The organism is Bosea beijingensis (assembly GCF_030758975.1).
Classification (GTDB): Bacteria; Pseudomonadota; Alphaproteobacteria; order Rhizobiales; family Beijerinckiaceae; genus Allobosea; species Allobosea beijingensis.
The window spans coordinates 5,140,504-5,155,804 of record NZ_CP132359.1 but is presented as its reverse complement, the minus strand read 5'-3'; the positions used below and the strand labels follow the sequence as shown (position 1 = coordinate 5,155,804).

Annotated in this window: 14 protein-coding genes; 5 read left to right on the top strand and 9 right to left on the bottom strand. The window is 64.9% G+C overall.

Features of this window, described 5'->3' with window-relative positions:
• Nucleotides 1–11 precede the first annotated feature (11 nt).
• Nucleotides 12–698: a response regulator transcription factor gene (locus Q9235_RS24745; protein ID WP_257735408.1), complete on the bottom strand. Its 687-nt coding sequence runs from the start codon at nt 696–698 to the stop codon at nt 12–14.
• 83 nt (nt 699–781) lie between these two features.
• On the opposite strand from Q9235_RS24745, the gene Q9235_RS24740 reads away from it, so the two are divergent.
• Nucleotides 782–1,348, top strand: a complete 567-nt coding sequence (locus Q9235_RS24740; protein WP_306224406.1) for a L,D-transpeptidase family protein — start codon at nt 782–784, stop codon at nt 1,346–1,348.
• Between the two features lie 106 nt (nt 1,349–1,454).
• Nucleotides 1,455–1,841, top strand: a complete 387-nt coding sequence (locus Q9235_RS24735) for a glyoxalase superfamily protein (RefSeq protein WP_306224405.1) — start codon at nt 1,455–1,457, stop codon at nt 1,839–1,841.
• A gap of 38 nt (nt 1,842–1,879) precedes the next feature.
• On the opposite strand, the gene Q9235_RS24730 is transcribed toward Q9235_RS24735, so the two are convergent.
• Nucleotides 1,880–2,554: a YggS family pyridoxal phosphate-dependent enzyme gene (locus Q9235_RS24730; RefSeq protein ID WP_306224404.1), complete on the bottom strand. Its 675-nt coding sequence runs from the start codon at nt 2,552–2,554 to the stop codon at nt 1,880–1,882.
• Between the two features lie 153 nt (nt 2,555–2,707).
• Between Q9235_RS24730 and leuS the strand changes: the two genes are divergently transcribed.
• From leuS to holA, 3 genes are read left to right on the top strand one after another with little or no spacing between them, the layout of a single operon-like run.
• The gene (gene leuS / locus Q9235_RS24725; protein WP_306224403.1) at nt 2,708–5,332 is read left to right on the top strand and encodes a leucine--tRNA ligase; all 2,625 of its coding nucleotides are present in this window, start codon (nt 2,708–2,710) and stop codon (nt 5,330–5,332) included.
• Complete coding sequence (locus tag Q9235_RS24720; RefSeq protein ID WP_306224402.1) at nt 5,319–5,855, top strand: LPS assembly lipoprotein LptE; 537 nt, start codon at nt 5,319–5,321, stop codon at nt 5,853–5,855. Before leuS ends, Q9235_RS24720 begins: the two co-directional genes overlap by 14 nt.
• Before the next feature lie 6 nt (nt 5,856–5,861).
• Entirely contained in the window at nt 5,862–6,890 is a 1,029-nt protein-coding gene (gene holA, locus Q9235_RS24715) for a DNA polymerase III subunit delta (RefSeq protein ID WP_306224401.1), read from the top strand.
• 126 nt (nt 6,891–7,016) lie between these two features.
• Here holA and Q9235_RS24710 read toward each other — a convergent pair whose 3' ends face one another.
• From Q9235_RS24710 to hemJ, 7 genes are all read right to left on the bottom strand, one after another.
• Nucleotides 7,017–7,898, bottom strand: a complete 882-nt coding sequence (locus Q9235_RS24710; RefSeq protein ID WP_306224400.1) for a ParB/RepB/Spo0J family partition protein — start codon at nt 7,896–7,898, stop codon at nt 7,017–7,019.
• 31 nt (nt 7,899–7,929) lie between these two features.
• Complete coding sequence (locus Q9235_RS24705; RefSeq protein ID WP_291658449.1) at nt 7,930–8,760, bottom strand: ParA family protein; 831 nt, start codon at nt 8,758–8,760, stop codon at nt 7,930–7,932.
• A complete protein-coding gene (gene rsmG, locus Q9235_RS24700) occupies nt 8,757–9,404 on the bottom strand; it encodes a 16S rRNA (guanine(527)-N(7))-methyltransferase RsmG (RefSeq protein ID WP_306224399.1) in 648 nt (215 codons plus the stop codon). The genes Q9235_RS24705 and rsmG overlap by 4 nt, the downstream gene beginning before the upstream one ends.
• Nucleotides 9,401–11,287: a tRNA uridine-5-carboxymethylaminomethyl(34) synthesis enzyme MnmG gene (gene mnmG, locus Q9235_RS24695; RefSeq protein WP_306224398.1), complete on the bottom strand. Its 1,887-nt coding sequence runs from the start codon at nt 11,285–11,287 to the stop codon at nt 9,401–9,403. The genes rsmG and mnmG overlap by 4 nt, the downstream gene beginning before the upstream one ends.
• Nucleotides 11,288–11,353: 66 nt before the next feature.
• Nucleotides 11,354–12,664, bottom strand: coding sequence for a tRNA uridine-5-carboxymethylaminomethyl(34) synthesis GTPase MnmE (mnmE, locus tag Q9235_RS24690; protein WP_306224397.1), 1,311 nt, complete (start codon nt 12,662–12,664; stop codon nt 11,354–11,356).
• Nucleotides 12,665–13,386: 722 nt separating this feature from the next.
• Complete coding sequence (rho, locus tag Q9235_RS24685; protein ID WP_306224396.1) at nt 13,387–14,652, bottom strand: transcription termination factor Rho; 1,266 nt, start codon at nt 14,650–14,652, stop codon at nt 13,387–13,389.
• Nucleotides 14,653–14,878: 226 nt separating this feature from the next.
• Nucleotides 14,879–15,301 carry a protoporphyrinogen oxidase HemJ gene (gene hemJ / locus Q9235_RS24680; RefSeq protein WP_306224395.1) on the bottom strand — a complete coding sequence of 141 codons (423 nt, stop codon included), beginning with the start codon at nt 15,299–15,301 and terminating at the stop codon, nt 14,879–14,881.

The window sequence follows — 15,301 nt, the reverse complement described above, 5'->3', positions numbered from 1 at the left end:
AGTGCCATCCGTCAGGGATTCAGCCGGTAACCGCCGGCATCGGTGACCAGCAGGCGGGCATTGCCCGGATCGGGTTCGATCTTCTGGCGCAGCCGGTAGATGTGGGTTTCGAGCGTATGGGTCGTCACCTGGCTGTTATAGCCCCAGACCTCCTGCAGAAGCACCTCCCGCGCGATCGGCTTGCGGCCGGCGCGATAGAGGAAGCGCAGGATCGCCGTCTCTTTCTCGGTGAGCTTGGTCTTCGAGCCCTTCTCGCTGACGAGCAGCTTGGAGCCTGGATGAAACGTGTAGGGGCCGACCTGAAAGATCGCGTCCTCGCTCGCCTCGTATTGCCTGAGATGCGCGCGGATGCGCGCCAGCAGCACGGCGAACTTGAACGGCTTGACCACATAGTCGTTGGCACCGGCCTCGAGCCCGAGCACGGTATCGGCATCCGAGCCCTGTGCCGTCAGCATCACCACCGGGCTCTTGAAGCCGTTCTTGCGCATCACCTTGACGGCCTCGCGCCCATCCATGTCGGGCAGGCCGACATCCATCACGGCGAGATCGACGCGGTCGCCCTGCACGGCCTTGATCGCCGCCGTCGCGGTATCGGCCGTGGAGAGCCGGAACTCCTCGTAGAGGGAGAGCTGCTCGGACAAGGTGTCGCGCAGGGTCTGGTCGTCATCGACCAGCAGGATATGATGGACGGCGGACATGAATGGGGTTCGCTCGGACGCAGGGATTGCGGCAACATGAGCCTGCTGAGTCGTCATCGCAAGTGAGGCCGCCTGGAATTCCCGTGAGAAACCGCTTCGATCAACCCGCCGCATCGCATGGCGGACCGCGCAATCTGACCTCGCTGCGCGTCTTCGCCTCGGTCCATGACCGGCGCAAGGGCTTCCTCGTCGCGGGCAACGCGATCTTCCCCTGCGCGCTCGGCCGCACCGGCATCGCAACCACGAAGCGCGAGGGCGACGGCCACACGCCACGTGCAAATCTGCCCTTGCGCAGCGTCTTTTACCGGGCCGATCGCCTCGCCCGTCCCCGCACGCTGCTCCCGCTCAAGCGGATCGGGCCGCGCGACGCCTGGTGCGACGACCAGAAGGATCGCCGCTACAACCGCCTGATCGACCACCCGCCCGGCGAGGCCGAGGAGCGCCTGCAGCGCGAGGATCATCTCTATGATGTGATCGTCGAACTCGGCTGGAACGACCGGCCGGTCCAGCGTGGGCGTGGCAGCGCGGTCTTCTGGCATCTCGCTCGCGCCGGCTTCACGCCGACCGCCGGCTGCGTCGCCGTCGAGGGCCATGTCTTCGCCAAGGTGCTGCCGCGGCTGGCCCGCCATTGCCGGATTATGGTCAGATAAGCTACGACTGGCGCCGAGCACCGTCTCGACCATCTCTCCGGAGCCGATCGGCGCATGTCAGGCACCGTCCTTACGTCGTCGAGCCGCTCCCAGCCTGAGAACTGCGATGACTGATTCGGTCTCCACCGGCTTCCGCTTCGGGCGGATCGCCGCCATGCTCCCTGTCGCCGATATGGCCCGCGCCTGCGATTTCTATGTCGGGGCGCTCGGCTTCCGCAAAACCTTCGAGAACGGCGACCCCGTCGGCTTCGTGATCCTGAAGCGCGATGCCGCCGAACTGCACCTGACGCTCCAGCCCGGCCACAAGGCCGCGCCCTTCAACGTCGCGCATATGATGGTCGAGGATATCGACGCAGTGCACGCCGTGATCCGGGAGCGTGGCCTGCGCATCGTCAAGGGCCTGCGCGACAAGGATTACGGCCTGCGCGCCTTCGTCTTCGAAGACCCGGACGGCAACCGCATCGATGTCGGCGAGCCCTTGCAACGGGCTTGAAACGCGCTGTCATCCCGTGCGCGCACGGGATGACGCCCTTATTGACGCTCCCCCCGCGCGCCGAAGATCGCGCTCCCCACCCTCACATGGGTCGCGCCGAGCTGGATCGCCGCCTCGTAATCGGCACTCATGCCCATCGACAGGCCCTTGAGCCCGTTGCGGGCGGCGATCTTGGCGAGCAGCCCGAAATGCGGCGAGGGTGGCTCGTCGGCAGGCGGAATGCACATCAGCCCCTCGATCGCGAGACCGTGAACCTCGCGGCAGCGCGCGATGAAGACATCCGTATCGGCGGGCAGCACGCCGCCCTTCTGGGCTTCCTCGCCGGTATTGACCTGGACGAAGAGCCGCGGGGTCCGGCCCACCCGCGCGATCTCGCGTGCCAGCTCCTTCGCCAGGCTCTCCCTGTCGAGCGACTGGATGACGTCGAAGAGCTCGACCGCCTCGCGCGCCTTGTTCGATTGCAGCGGGCCGATCATGTGCAGCTCGGCATCCGGGAAGCGTTCCTTCAGCGCCGGCCATTTCGCCTTGGCTTCCTGGACATAGTTCTCGCCGAAGATGCGCTGCCCGGCTTCGAGCACTTCCGTGATCTGCTCGGCCGGCTTGGTCTTGGAGACCGCGACCAGCGCGACCGAACCGGCTTTACGTCCGAAATCGCGCTCGGCGCGGCCGATCGCAGTCCGAATTTCAGCCAAACGCGTAACCGTATCGCTCATCTGCCAGCCTCTCATGCCCTGCACGCCGTTGACCGCGTGCGCGCAATGGTGTCCTAGAGCAGGTTGCAAGATTCCGACATCCGGTTTTTGCAATCAGCCCCTGCGCCGGCCTGCCTCCGGGAGCCGGCAAACCGCCAAGAATTGCCCGCTGACATGGCCGTCGAACGCTACAATCCGAAAGAGTCCGAGCCGAAATGGCGCGCCGTCTGGGAGGAGCGCAAGCTTTTCGAGACGAGGAACGACGACACACGGCCGAGCTACTACGTCCTCGAGATGTTCCCCTACCCATCGGGGCGCATCCATATGGGCCATGTCCGCAACTACGCGATGGGCGACGTCGTTGCGCGCTACAAGCGCGCCAAGGGCTTTTCGGTGCTGCATCCGATGGGCTGGGACGCGTTCGGCCTGCCGGCCGAAAACGCTGCCAAGCAGAAGAAGGTCCATCCGCGCGAGTGGACCTATGAGAACATCGCGACGATGCGCAAGCAGCTCAAGTCGATGGGCCTGTCGCTCGACTGGAGCCGCGAGCTCGCGACCTGCGACCCCAGCTACTACAAGCATCAGCAGAAGATGTTCCTGGACTTCCTGAAGGCCGGGCTGGTCGATCGCAAGACCGCCAAGGTCAACTGGGACCCGGTCGACGAGACCGTGCTGGCCAACGAGCAGGTCATCGACGGCCGCGGCTGGCGCTCCGGCGCGCCGGTCGAGATCCGCGAACTGACCCAGTGGTTCTTCAAGATCACCGAATACGGCCAGGAGCTGAACGATGCGCTCGACGGCCTGACCCGCTGGCCCGAAAAGGTCCGGCTGATGCAGAAGAACTGGATCGGCCGCTCGGAAGGCCTGCTGGTTCGTTTCGCCCTCGAATCGAATGGCGCCGGACAGGACGAGGTCGAGGTCTACACCACCCGACCCGACACGCTGTTCGGCGCGAAATTCGTCGCCATCGCGCCCGATCACCCGATCGCCAAATCCATCGCGGCGAAGAGCCCGTCGCTGCAGGCCTTCATCGAGGAGTGCAAGCGCACCGGCACGGCCCAGGAAGCGATCGACAAGGCCGAGAAGCTCGGCTTCGACACCGGCCTGCGCGCCGTCCACCCGTTCGACCCTAACTGGACGCTGCCGGTCTATGTCGCGAATTTCGTCCTGATGGAATACGGCACCGGCGCCATCTTCGGCTGCCCGGCGCATGACCAGCGCGACCTGGACTTCGTAAACAAATACGGCCTCGGCAACATCCCGGTCGTCGCGCCCGAGGGCACCGACCCGGTGAGCTTCGTCATCACCGACACCGCCTATGACGGCGACGGCCGCATGATCAATTCCCGCTTCCTCGACGGCCTGACCATCGCGGAAGCCAAGGAAGAGGTCGCCCGCCGCCTGGAGGCCGAGACCATCGGCAACCGCCCGGTCGGCCAGCGCAAGGTCAATTTCCGCCTGCGCGACTGGGGCATCTCGCGCCAGCGCTATTGGGGCTGCCCGATCCCGGTCATCCATTGTTCCGCTTGCGGAACGGTGCCGGTTCCGGATGCCGATCTGCCCGTTCAGCTACCGGATGACGTCTCCTTCGAGAAGCCGGGCAATCCGCTCGACCATCATCCGACCTGGAAGCATGTGGCCTGCCCGCAATGCGGCAAGGATGCCCGTCGCGAGACGGACACGATGGACACCTTCGTCGATTCGTCCTGGTATTTCGCCCGCTTCACCGATCCCTGGCGGACGGAGAGCCCGACCGACCGCAAGGCCGTCGATCGCTTCCTGCCCGTCGACCAGTATATCGGCGGCGTCGAGCACGCGATCCTGCACCTGCTCTATTCGCGCTTCTTCACCCGCGCGATGAAGAAGACCGGCCATGCCGGGCTCGACGAGCCCTTCGCCGGCCTGTTCACCCAAGGCATGGTCGTTCACGAGACCTACCGCGCGGCCAATGGCGACTGGGTCGAGCCGGGCAATGTCCGCATCGAGGTCTCCGGCAGCGACCGGCGCGGCTTCGATGTCGATACCGGCGCGCCGATCGAGATCGGTTCGATCGAAAAGATGTCGAAGTCCAAGAAGAACGTCGTGGACCCCGACGACATCATCGCCTCCTACGGCGCCGACACCGCGCGCTGGTTCATGCTTTCCGATTCGCCGCCGGACCGCGACGTGATCTGGACGGACGAGGGCGTCCAGGGCGCAGCCCGCTTCGTCCAGCGCCTCTGGCGCATGGTCGCGGAGATCGCCGAGCGTACCGGCGGAAAGGCCGAGAAGCCCGCCCAGATCGGCGAAGCCGCCCTGGCGCTGCGCAAGGCCAGCCATCGCGCGCTCGAAGCGGTCGGCGCCGATATCGAGCGCCTCGGCTTCAACCGCTGCGTCGCCCATATCTACACGCTGACCAACGCCATCGGTAAGGCGCTCGACGGCGCGGCCGAGAAGCCGGAGCTCGACGCCGACACCGGTTTCGCGCTCCTTGAGGCTGCCACGATCGTCACCCAGCTTGTGGCGCCGATGATGCCGCATCTGGCCGAGGAATGCTGGCACGTGCTGGGCCTGCAGGGCCTCGCCGGCGAGGCATCCTGGCCCGAGGTCGATCCGGCGCTGCTGAAGGACAATCAGCTCACGCTGCCGGTCCAGCTCAACGGCAAGAAGCGCGCGGAAGTGACCGTGGCCGCCGATGCGGATACGGTGGCTGTCGAAGCGGCCGTGCGGGCCAGCGAGGCCGTTCAGCGGGCCCTTGAAGGGCGTGCGATTCGCAAGATCATCGTGGTTCCCGGGAGAATCGTGAATGTCGTCGTCTGAAGCCGCTCTCTCCCGCCGCAGCCTGATCGCGGCCGTGCTGACGGTCGCGGCGCTCGCCGGCGGCTGCTTCCAGCCGCTTTATTCCGACTACACTGCCAGCACCATTGCCGGCAGCAGCGTCAAGACGGCGCTGCGCGGCATCGAGATTCCCGAGATCAAAGGCCTGATCGGGCACTATTTCCGTAACGAGCTGGTTTTCGAGCTCGACGGCGGCGGCGACGCCGAGGCCCCGAGGACCTCGAAGCTCGAAACAGCCATCGCCGAGTCGGTCGAGATCGTCACCGTCGACTATGCCAATGGCCGCGCCGATTCGGCCGTGCTCGTCGCGACCGCGACCTGGAAGCTGACGCAGAACGGCACCGGCAAGGTCCTCGCGTCCGGCACGAACTCGGTCCGGGTCCCCTATGAGCGCTCCTCCCAGCGCTTCGCCACCGTCCGCGCGGCGCGGGATGCGCAGGTTCGCGCCGCGAAGAACCTCGCCACCATCGTCCGGGGCCAGATCGCCGCCGATCTCGCGTCCTGACGCGCCATGGTTGCGATCAAGGCGCACGAGGCCGAACGGACCCTCGCACGACTCGATCCCGCCTGGCGGCTGATTCTGATCTACGGCCCCGATGCCGGGCTCGTCTCGGAACGGGCCGCCGGGCTCGCCCGGGCCAGCGTCGACGACCCGCAGGACGCCTTTCAGCTTATCCGCATGGATGGAGACGCCGTCGCCTCCGACCCGCTCAAGCTTGCCGACGAGGCCAACACGATCGGCCTCTTTGGCGGCCGCCGGGCCATCCGCGTCTCCCCCACATCGAAGCCGCTCCTCGCGGCCCTGGAACCTTTGCTCGCGACCCCGTCGCAGGACGCCCTCGTCATCGTCGAGGCCGGCGATCTCCAGCGCAGCAACCCCATCCGCACCGCCTGCGAGAAGGCGAAGACGGCACTCGCCGTGCCCTGTTACGGCGATGCGGCACGCGACCTCGGCTCGATCATCGACGAAATGGTCCGGGCTGCCGGCAAGTCGATCGACCGCGTCACGCGCGAGCATCTTGCCGGACTGCTCGGCGGCGACCGGCAGACGTCGCGTCGCGAGATCGAGAAGTTGCTGCTTTATGTCGGTACTGACGCAGCCGTGCAGGTCGAGCATGTCGACGCAGTCGTCGGCGACACCGCCCAGCGCGAACAGGCGATGCTGGTCGATGCGGTCTTCGCCGGGAAGCTACCGGTCCTCGACCTCGCCCAGGCCAAGCTCAGCAGCGAGGGGCTCGATCCCGGCGTGATGCTGGGAGCTGTGTTGCGGCAGGCGCTGACGTTGCTAAAGGCGCGTCAATCGATCGATGCCGGAAAAGGACTTCGTGATGCGGTCGCGACGATGCGCCTGCCCTATCCGCGCATCGCGACGACCGAGGCCGCGCTGAACACCTGGACGAGCGCGAAGCTGAGCGAAGCCGTCGGCCTGCTGGGCAATGCCGTGCTGGCAACGCGCCAGAATGCCGATATGGGCCGGGCCATCGCGACCCGCGCCCTCTGGACGCTGGCCCGGCTGGGGCGCGCCGGCCGGAGCGATTAAACGCGACTGGCTATCGGCCGCCGTGATGACGAGCGCAGCGAAGCAATCCGGGAGGAGCGAGCGGGCGTCGCTTCGCCCCTCGCGAGAACGGTATAACGCGACGAACTCAGCCCGAGCGCCTTGGAATTAAGACTTCAGGCGGTGGCAGAGCGCGTCAAGCTGCTCGAGCGTCTTGTAGCCGATCTTGACCTCGCCCGAGCCATTCGCCTTGTGTCCGATCGAAACGGAGAGCCCGAGCGCCTCTTCCAGCGCCTTTTCAAGGGCTCGCGTATCCGGGTCCTTCACCGCCTTCGGCTTGCTCGGCACAGCGCTTTTGGTCTCGCCGCGCGACTCTTCCTGCACGATGCGTTCGATGTCGCGGACGCTCAGGCCATCGTCGATGATCTTTTGCGCCATGAATTCCGGGTCCGAAACGGACAGGAGCGCACGGGCATGGCCCGCTGAAACCGCGCCTTCGCTGACGAGCTTACGCACCGGTTCGGGCAGTTTCGACAGGCGCAGCGTGTTGGCGACATGGCTGCGGCTCTTGCCGATAACGCGCGCAAGGTCGTTCTGCGTATAGCCGAATTCGGCGATCAGGCGCTCGTAGCCCGCGGCTTCCTCGATCGCGTTGAGATCCGTACGCTGCACGTTCTCGACGATGGCGATCTCAAGCGCCTCGCGATCGTCGGCCTCGACCAGCAGAACCGGAACGTCATGCAGTTCGGCCCGCTGAGCCGCACGCCAGCGGCGTTCGCCGGCGATGATCTCATAGGCATCCATCATTCCGGGAATGGAACGAACGATGATGGGCTGCAGGATGCCGCGCTCACGGATCGAGGTCGTCAGATCCTCGAGATCCTCTTCCACGAAATTGCGGCGCGGATTGCGGGCGCTTGGTCGCAGGAACTCGACCGGCACGCGCCGCTGACCGCGAGCCCGCTCGATTGCGCCGATCTCGTCACCGACATCGCCGATCAGTGCCGCCAGACCGCGGCCAAGGCGGGAACGCCCCTGTTCTTCGGCCATTGCCATCCTCATCAACCTGTAACTTGTAAACTCAGGCCGCGGCCCGGAGGGCACGCTCGCGCTTGATCACTTCCGAAGCCAGTCGGAGATAGGCCTGCGAGCCTGAGCAGCGCAGATCATAGAGCAGTGCCGGCTTGCCATAGGACGGCGCTTCGGAAATCCGGACATTTCGGGGGATCACGGTCTCGTAGACCTTGTCGCCGAGGAAGCTCTTCACATCCGCCATCACCTGCCCCGACAGGTTGTTGCGGGGGTCGAACATGGTCAGCACCACGCCCTGAATGATCAGGCGCGGATTGAGACCGGCCTTGACCTGCTCGACTGTCTTGAGCAACTGGCTCAAGCCTTCCAGCGCGAAGAATTCGCATTGCAGCGGCACCAGTACCGCATCCGCCGCCGTCATCGCATTGATCGTGATCAGGCTGAGGGAAGGCGGGCAATCGATCAGGATATAGGTCAGGTCCTGGCAACGCTGGTCATAGACCAGCTCGTCGATCGCGTTTTTCAGGCGATGCGCCCGGTCCTTGGCCGAAGCGATCTCCAGCTCCACGCCGAGCAGGTCGAGCGTCGAAGGCGCGAGCGACAGGCCAGGAACCGCCGTCGGCTGCAAGGCCTGCCCCAGCCCGACATCGCCGCAAAGCACGTCATAGGTCGAGGATTTGCGGTTGCGGCGGTCGACGCCAAGCCCGGTCGAGGCATTGCCCTGCGGGTCGAGGTCGACGATCAGGACCTTCTCGCCGATGGCCGCCAGGGCCGTGCCGAGATTGATTGCGGTCGTCGTCTTGCCGACGCCGCCCTTCTGATTCGCAAGCGCGATCACGCGCGGGCGGCGCGGTGTCGTTACGGATGTGAGCTCAGTCATCGATCGGCTCGTCTCTCGGCCGAGCGCACCATCAGGATTCGCGCGGCGTCATCAGTCACGGAGGAAACCGTTGTCGCCTGAATCTTCCAATATCTGGCCGAGTCGGTCAATTCCGCATCTAGATGTTGTCCCTTGGGAAAGAGACCGAGTGTGCCGGTTCTCAACAGCTCTTCGCACCAAACGAGCAATTGGGGCAGGGGGGCGAGCGCGCGGGCCGTTACTACGTCGACCTTGCCGCTGAAATCGCCGATCACATCTTCGATACGAGCCGCATGAACCTTGACCGGCGCGCCTGTGATGCGGGCTGCATGACGCAGGAACGCGCACTTCCGTGCATTGCTCTCGACCAGGTCGATCTGTCCCTTGCCCTGCTCGGCTAGACAAATGCCGATGACCAGTCCTGGAAAGCCACCGCCTGAACCGAGATCGAGCCAGCGCTCGCGGCCCTCGGCCAACCGGAAGATCTGCAGGGAATCCGCAATATGGCGCGTCCAGACATCGGCGAGCGTGGCGGAAGAGACGAGATTCTTCGCAGCCTGCCAGCGTCCGAGTTCGGTGACCAGAAGGGCGAGACGCTCCTCTGTTTCACGTGAAACAGGCGTCAAGCTCAAAGCGCGTTGACGGTCACTCTTATCAACAGTCACGGTGAACCTGTGGATAATGCGGGAGCACGGCTCTTTCGGGCATGAGCCGCCAGCAAGGTCAGAGCGGCCGGCGTCATGCCTTCGATCCGCCCCGCTTGGGCGAGGTCCGCAGGACGCTGGGCCGCCAGCTTGAGCTTCAGTTCATTCGAGAGGCCCGAGATCGCGTCGAGGTCGAGATCGGCCGGAACCTTCAGCGACTGATCGCGGCGATAGGCCTGGATCTCGGCGGCTTGCCGGTCGAGATAGACGGAATAGACGGCATCCGCCGTCACCCGTGCCACAACCGGGGCGGCAAAATCATTCAGCTCCGGCCAGATCGACGCCAACTGCTCGAACGAGACATCGGGATAGGACAGGATCTGATACGCGCTGCGGCGCAAACCATCGTGGTTGAGTTGCAGGCCGACGGCCTGCGCCTGCTGCGGCGTCAGGGAGAGACCTTTGAGCGTCTCTTGCAGGGCAGCGATATTTCCGTTTCGGGTCTCGAAAGCCTCTCGTCGCACCCCGCTAACGATCCCCATCTGCAAGCCAAGCGGCGTCAACCGCTCATCGGCATTGTCGACGCGCAATGACAGGCGGAATTCCGCCCGCGACGTGAACATTCGGTACGGCTCCGTAACGCCATGCGTCACGAGATCGTCGACGAGCACGCCGATATAGGATTGCGTCCGATCGAACACGGCGGCTTCCGCCCCGCCAGCCACGCGTGCCGCGTTCAGGCCGGCGAGCAGACCCTGGGCGCCGGCCTCTTCGTAACCGGTCGTGCCGTTGATCTGCCCGGCCAGGAACAGTCCGGCGATGGCGCGCGTCTCCAGCGTGTTCTTCAGGGCGCGCGGATCGACGAAATCGTATTCGATCGCATAGCCCGGTCGCAGCATGGCGGCCTGCTCCAGGCCGGGTATCGTCTTCAGAAGGTCAAGCTGGACGTCCTCGGGCAGCGAGGTCGAGATGCCGTTCGGATAAACCGTATCGTCGTCGAGGCCCTCGGGCTCCAGGAAGATCTGATGCCCGTCACGGTCGCCGAAGCGCCCGACCTTGTCCTCGATCGAGGGGCAATAGCGCGGTCCACGGCCCTCGATCTGACCTGAGAACATCGGGGCGCGATGCAGATTGGCCCGGATGAGATCGTGACTCGCCAGGGTCGTCCGGGTGATCCCGCAGGAGATCTGCGGATTGGTGATGACCGAGGTCAGGACCGAGAACGGCTCCGGCGGTTCATCGCCCGGCTGCATCTCCAGCGCCGCCCAGTCGATGCTGCGGCCATCGAGGCGCGGCGGGGTTCCGGTCTTCAGGCGGCCGAGCGGAAAACCATGGCGTTCCAGGGTCGCCGACAGGCCAAGCGAAGGCGCCTCATCGACACGCCCGGCCGGAATCCGCTTCTCACCGATATGGATCAGGCCACGCAGGAAGGTGCCCGTCGTCAGTGCAACCGTTCCGGTAGCGAATCGATGACCATCCGCCAGGACGACTCCGGCGACACGGCCAGCTTCGATCTCCAGATCGAAGACCTCGCCGGCGACGATATCGAGATTGGGTTGCGCCGCGAGCAGCTCCTGCACGGCCTGGCGATAGAGTTTGCGATCCGCCTGGGCGCGAGGACCGCGCACCGCGGGACCCTTCCGGCGGTTGAGCATGCGGAACTGGATGCCGCCCAGATCAGCGGCTCGCGCCATGATGCCGTCGAGCGCGTCGATCTCGCGAACGAGATGTCCCTTGCCGAGACCACCGATGGCCGGATTGCACGACATCACGCCGATGGTTTCCGGCTTATGGGTGATCAGCGCCGTGCGCGCACCATAACGCGCCGCAGCAGCGGCTGCTTCGGCCCCGGCATGGCCGCCGCCGACGACGATGACGTCGTAGTTCTGCCGATGAGTTGACATGCGGTTTTCGCTAGCGAAGCCCGGCCAGCGGGTCAATGAAAACCGGCCTCAAATGCCACGCCGGCCTCACTTTCCGATACAGAATCCCGCGAACAGCCGGTCGAGAACATCCTCGACGTCGACCCGACCGATGAGGCGTTCGAGCGCGACCATGGCGAGGCGCATATCCTCCGCGAGCAGCTCGGCTTGGCCGTGACGCGCTGTTGTCGCGCGTTCAAGAGCCTTGATCGCATCGGTGACGGCCGAGCGATGCCGCTCGCGCGTCAGCAGGGCCGGCTCGCCTTGTCCGAGCCGCTGGAGCCGCGAAACGATCTGCCCAAGCAGCTCGGCCAGGCCCCAGCCGGTTTTGACGGAAATCGCCGCCTCGCCCGGCAGGATCGAACCAGCGAGATCGGCTTTCGTCGCAATTCTGAGCAACTGGGTTTCCTCAGCAACTCGGTACGGCTCCGAATCGATCGCTCTCAGGCCGAGGACGAGGTCCGCTCGTTCGACCAGCGCTCTCGCTCGCCTGACGCCCTCGGCCTCGATCGGATCGGCGCTGTCGCGCAGGCCGGCCGTATCGATCAGGATCACGGGAAGACCCGCGAGATCGAGACGCACTTCCAGCGTGTCTCGCGTTGTCCCGGCGATCGGCGAGACAATCGCGACATCGCGCCGGGCGAGCGCGTTGAGCAGGCTGGACTTGCCGGCATTGGGCGGACCTGCCAGCACGACCACGAATCCGTCGCGAACCCTCTCACCCATGGCGAAGCTGCCAAGGGCCTGGCGCAACGAATCCAGCACTTTCACAGCCAGGGCCAGCGCCTGCTGTTGCAATGGCCCCGATACGTCGCCTTCATCGGAGAAGTCGAGTTCGGCGGCGAGCAGGCTCATCGCGTCGATCAAACCGTCTCGCCATCGCGCAACGAACGCGCCGAGAGCGCCATCCATCTGACGAAGCGCCTGCCGGCGCTGCCATTCCGTCTCCGAATCGATCAGGTCCGCCAGGCCTTCGACCGCGGCGAGGTCGAGCTTGCCGGCCTCGAAAGCGCGCCGCGTGAATTCGCCAGCCTCGGCCAGCCGCACCCCGGGCAGGGCGGCGAGAGCAGCCAGCAGTCGTGCCAGTACGGCGCGCGAGCCATGAACATGAAATTCGGCCACGTCCTCGCCGGTAAAGCTGGCGGGCGCGGGAAAAAACAGCACAAGCGCGGTATCGATCACCTCGCCATCGCCATCGCGCAACTTGCGCAAGGTCGCGACACGCGGCTCGGGGACCGCGCCGATAAATGTTTCGAGAACGAATCGAACGCGAGGCCCCGAAACCCGCACCACGGCGACTCCGGCTTTTCCGGGTGCCGAAGACAGAGCGACAATCGTGGGGTGGGCTTCCCCGGTCATACCCTTCGGATCCGTTCGGATGTCGGCTGCATCGGACAGGATGAACTCATTGTCTGGGGAGCCTCCCGGCGAGGCCTTGGCCCTCGATCAGCCGCCGTCATGAACGAGGCCGCCCTGAACATCAAGACCGGCCGAAGCGGCGCGCAGGACTACCGGCGGCGGCGCTGGCCGGAACCGCTCCAAAGCGACGATCTCAAGCAGCTCAAGAGAGTATGACTCGCAACCAGAACGCCGGCTACTCGGCACTACCGCGATTGGAGCGTCCACCGGGCAGCGCGTTCGCGACTTCACCTCGGTTTGATGAACGGAACCGACGATCAGAACGCGAAGGCCGATGGTGGCCGCAACCATTTCGCTACCGAATCGACGCTGGCTCGGCAGCTTCCGCATCGCGGGCCGCCAGCTTGCTGCAGGATCCGCCACCGCTTGAGGACCTCTCAGCTCAGCCCGATCTCGCCGGCCGGGTATGACTCGAACCGGCGGCGCGTTGACCGGTACGACCTGCTGCCGATCCGGAGAAGTACCGGGTAACACTCGGTCTATGTCGAAGCAGGAACGCGCTGGTGGCGATCGCCTGCGCGGTTCCCGATCTCCCTGGGCGCGCCTTGCGGGTCATACACTGGCATACTTGGTCGCGCCTGAAACGACTTCGCCGCCGTATCGGTCCCTTTGAGGAATCGATACGGCGGCGAATCGAAAAGCCGACCCGTTGAGCGAAGGGCTCAGGTATTCATCGAATCGAAGAATTCCGAGTTCTGCTTGGTCTGACGCAGCTTGTCCAACAGGAACTCGATCGCGTCCTGCGGGCCCATCGGGTTGAGGATGCGACGCAGTACATAGGTCTTCTGCAGGTCCGAGCGCGGCGTGATGAGCTCTTCCTTGCGGGTGCCGGACTTGATGATGTCGATCGCCGGGAAGATGCGCTTGTCGGCCACCTTGCGGTCGAGAATGATCTCGGAATTGCCGGTGCCCTTGAACTCTTCGAAGATCACTTCGTCCATGCGCGAGCCGGTATCGATCAGCGCGGTCGCCACGATGGTCAGCGAACCGCCTTCCTCGATATTGCGGGCGGCACCGAAGAAGCGCTTCGGACGCTGCAGGGCGTTGGCGTCGACACCACCGGTCAGGACCTTACCCGAGGACGGCACGACCGTGTTGTAGGCGCGGCCGAGACGGGTGATCGAGTCGAGCAGGATCACAACATCGCGGCCGTGCTCGACCAGGCGCTTGGCCTTCTCGATCACCATCTCCGCAACCTGGACGTGGCGCGAGGCCGGCTCGTCGAAGGTCGAGGACACCACCTCGCCCTTCACCGAGCGCTGCATGTCAGTGACTTCTTCGGGGCGCTCGTCGATCAGCAGGACGATCAGGTAGCACTCGGGATGATTGCTGGTGATCGACTGGGCGATGTTCTGGAGCAGGACCGTCTTACCCGTACGCGGCGGCGCCACGATCAGCGCGCGCTGGCCCTTGCCGACGGGGGCGACGATATCGATGACACGCGGCGAAAAATCCTTCTTCGTCGGGTCCTGCACCTCGAGCTTCAGACGCTCGTCCGGGTAGAGCGGCGTCAGGTTGTCGAAATGGATCTTGTGCTTGATCTTCTCCGGGTCCTCGAAGTTGATCGTGTTGACCTTGAGCAGGGCGAAATAGCGCTCGCCGTCCTTGGGGCCTCGAATCGGGCCCTCGACCGTGTCGCCGGTGCGCAGGCCGAATTTCCGGATCTGCGAGGGCGAGACATAGATGTCGTCGGGTCCCGGCAGATAGTTCGAATCGGAGGAGCGCAGGAAGCCGAAGCCGTCCTGCAGGACCTCGACGACGCCCTCGCCCAGGATCTCGGTCTCGCGTGCGGCGAGCTGCTTCAGAATGGCGAACATCAGCTCCTGCTTGCGCATGGTGCTGGCGTTCTCGACCTCGACTTCCTCGGCGAAGGCCAGGAGTTCGGTCGGCGACTTGCTCTTGAGCTCTTGGAGCTTGATTTCCCGCATGGGGCACCCGGATCGTGAACACCCTGCCGACAAGCAGGGGAGAGGACGGTACTGGATTGATCGACTGAGTCGGTCCTGGCCGGACCTGCGCTTGGGTTGCGCGACATGAGCTGCTGCAAGGGCAGGCGGCTCACGAACAGTCGACAACAAGGGAGGACGCTGGAGAAGCGTAGCGTCCTGATAGCGGGAATCGCATCCGGGCTCAAGCGGGAAAGCGCAGGCGCGCTCAGAACGGCTTCACGATGACGAGAATGACGATGCCGACCATCAGCACCGCCGGGATCTCGTTGAGGATACGGAAATAGCGCGGCGACTTCACGTTGCGATCATTGGCGAAGTTGCGGACATGCTTCACCAGCACGCCATGAATGCCGGACAGCAAGAACACCAGCAGCAGCTTGCCGTGCAGCCAGCCGCCCTTGAAGCTGAACGCGTACCAGGCAAGGTAGAGGCCGAGCACCCAGGTCACGATCATCGCCGGGTTGATGATGCCCTTGAGCAGCCGGCGCTCCATGATCTTGAAGGTCTCGGACTGGATCGAGCCGGTCTGCGCCTCCGCATGATAGACCATCAATCGCGGCAGATAGAGCATGCCGGCCATCCAGGAGATGACGGCCATGACATGGAAAGCCTTGATCCACTCGTACAT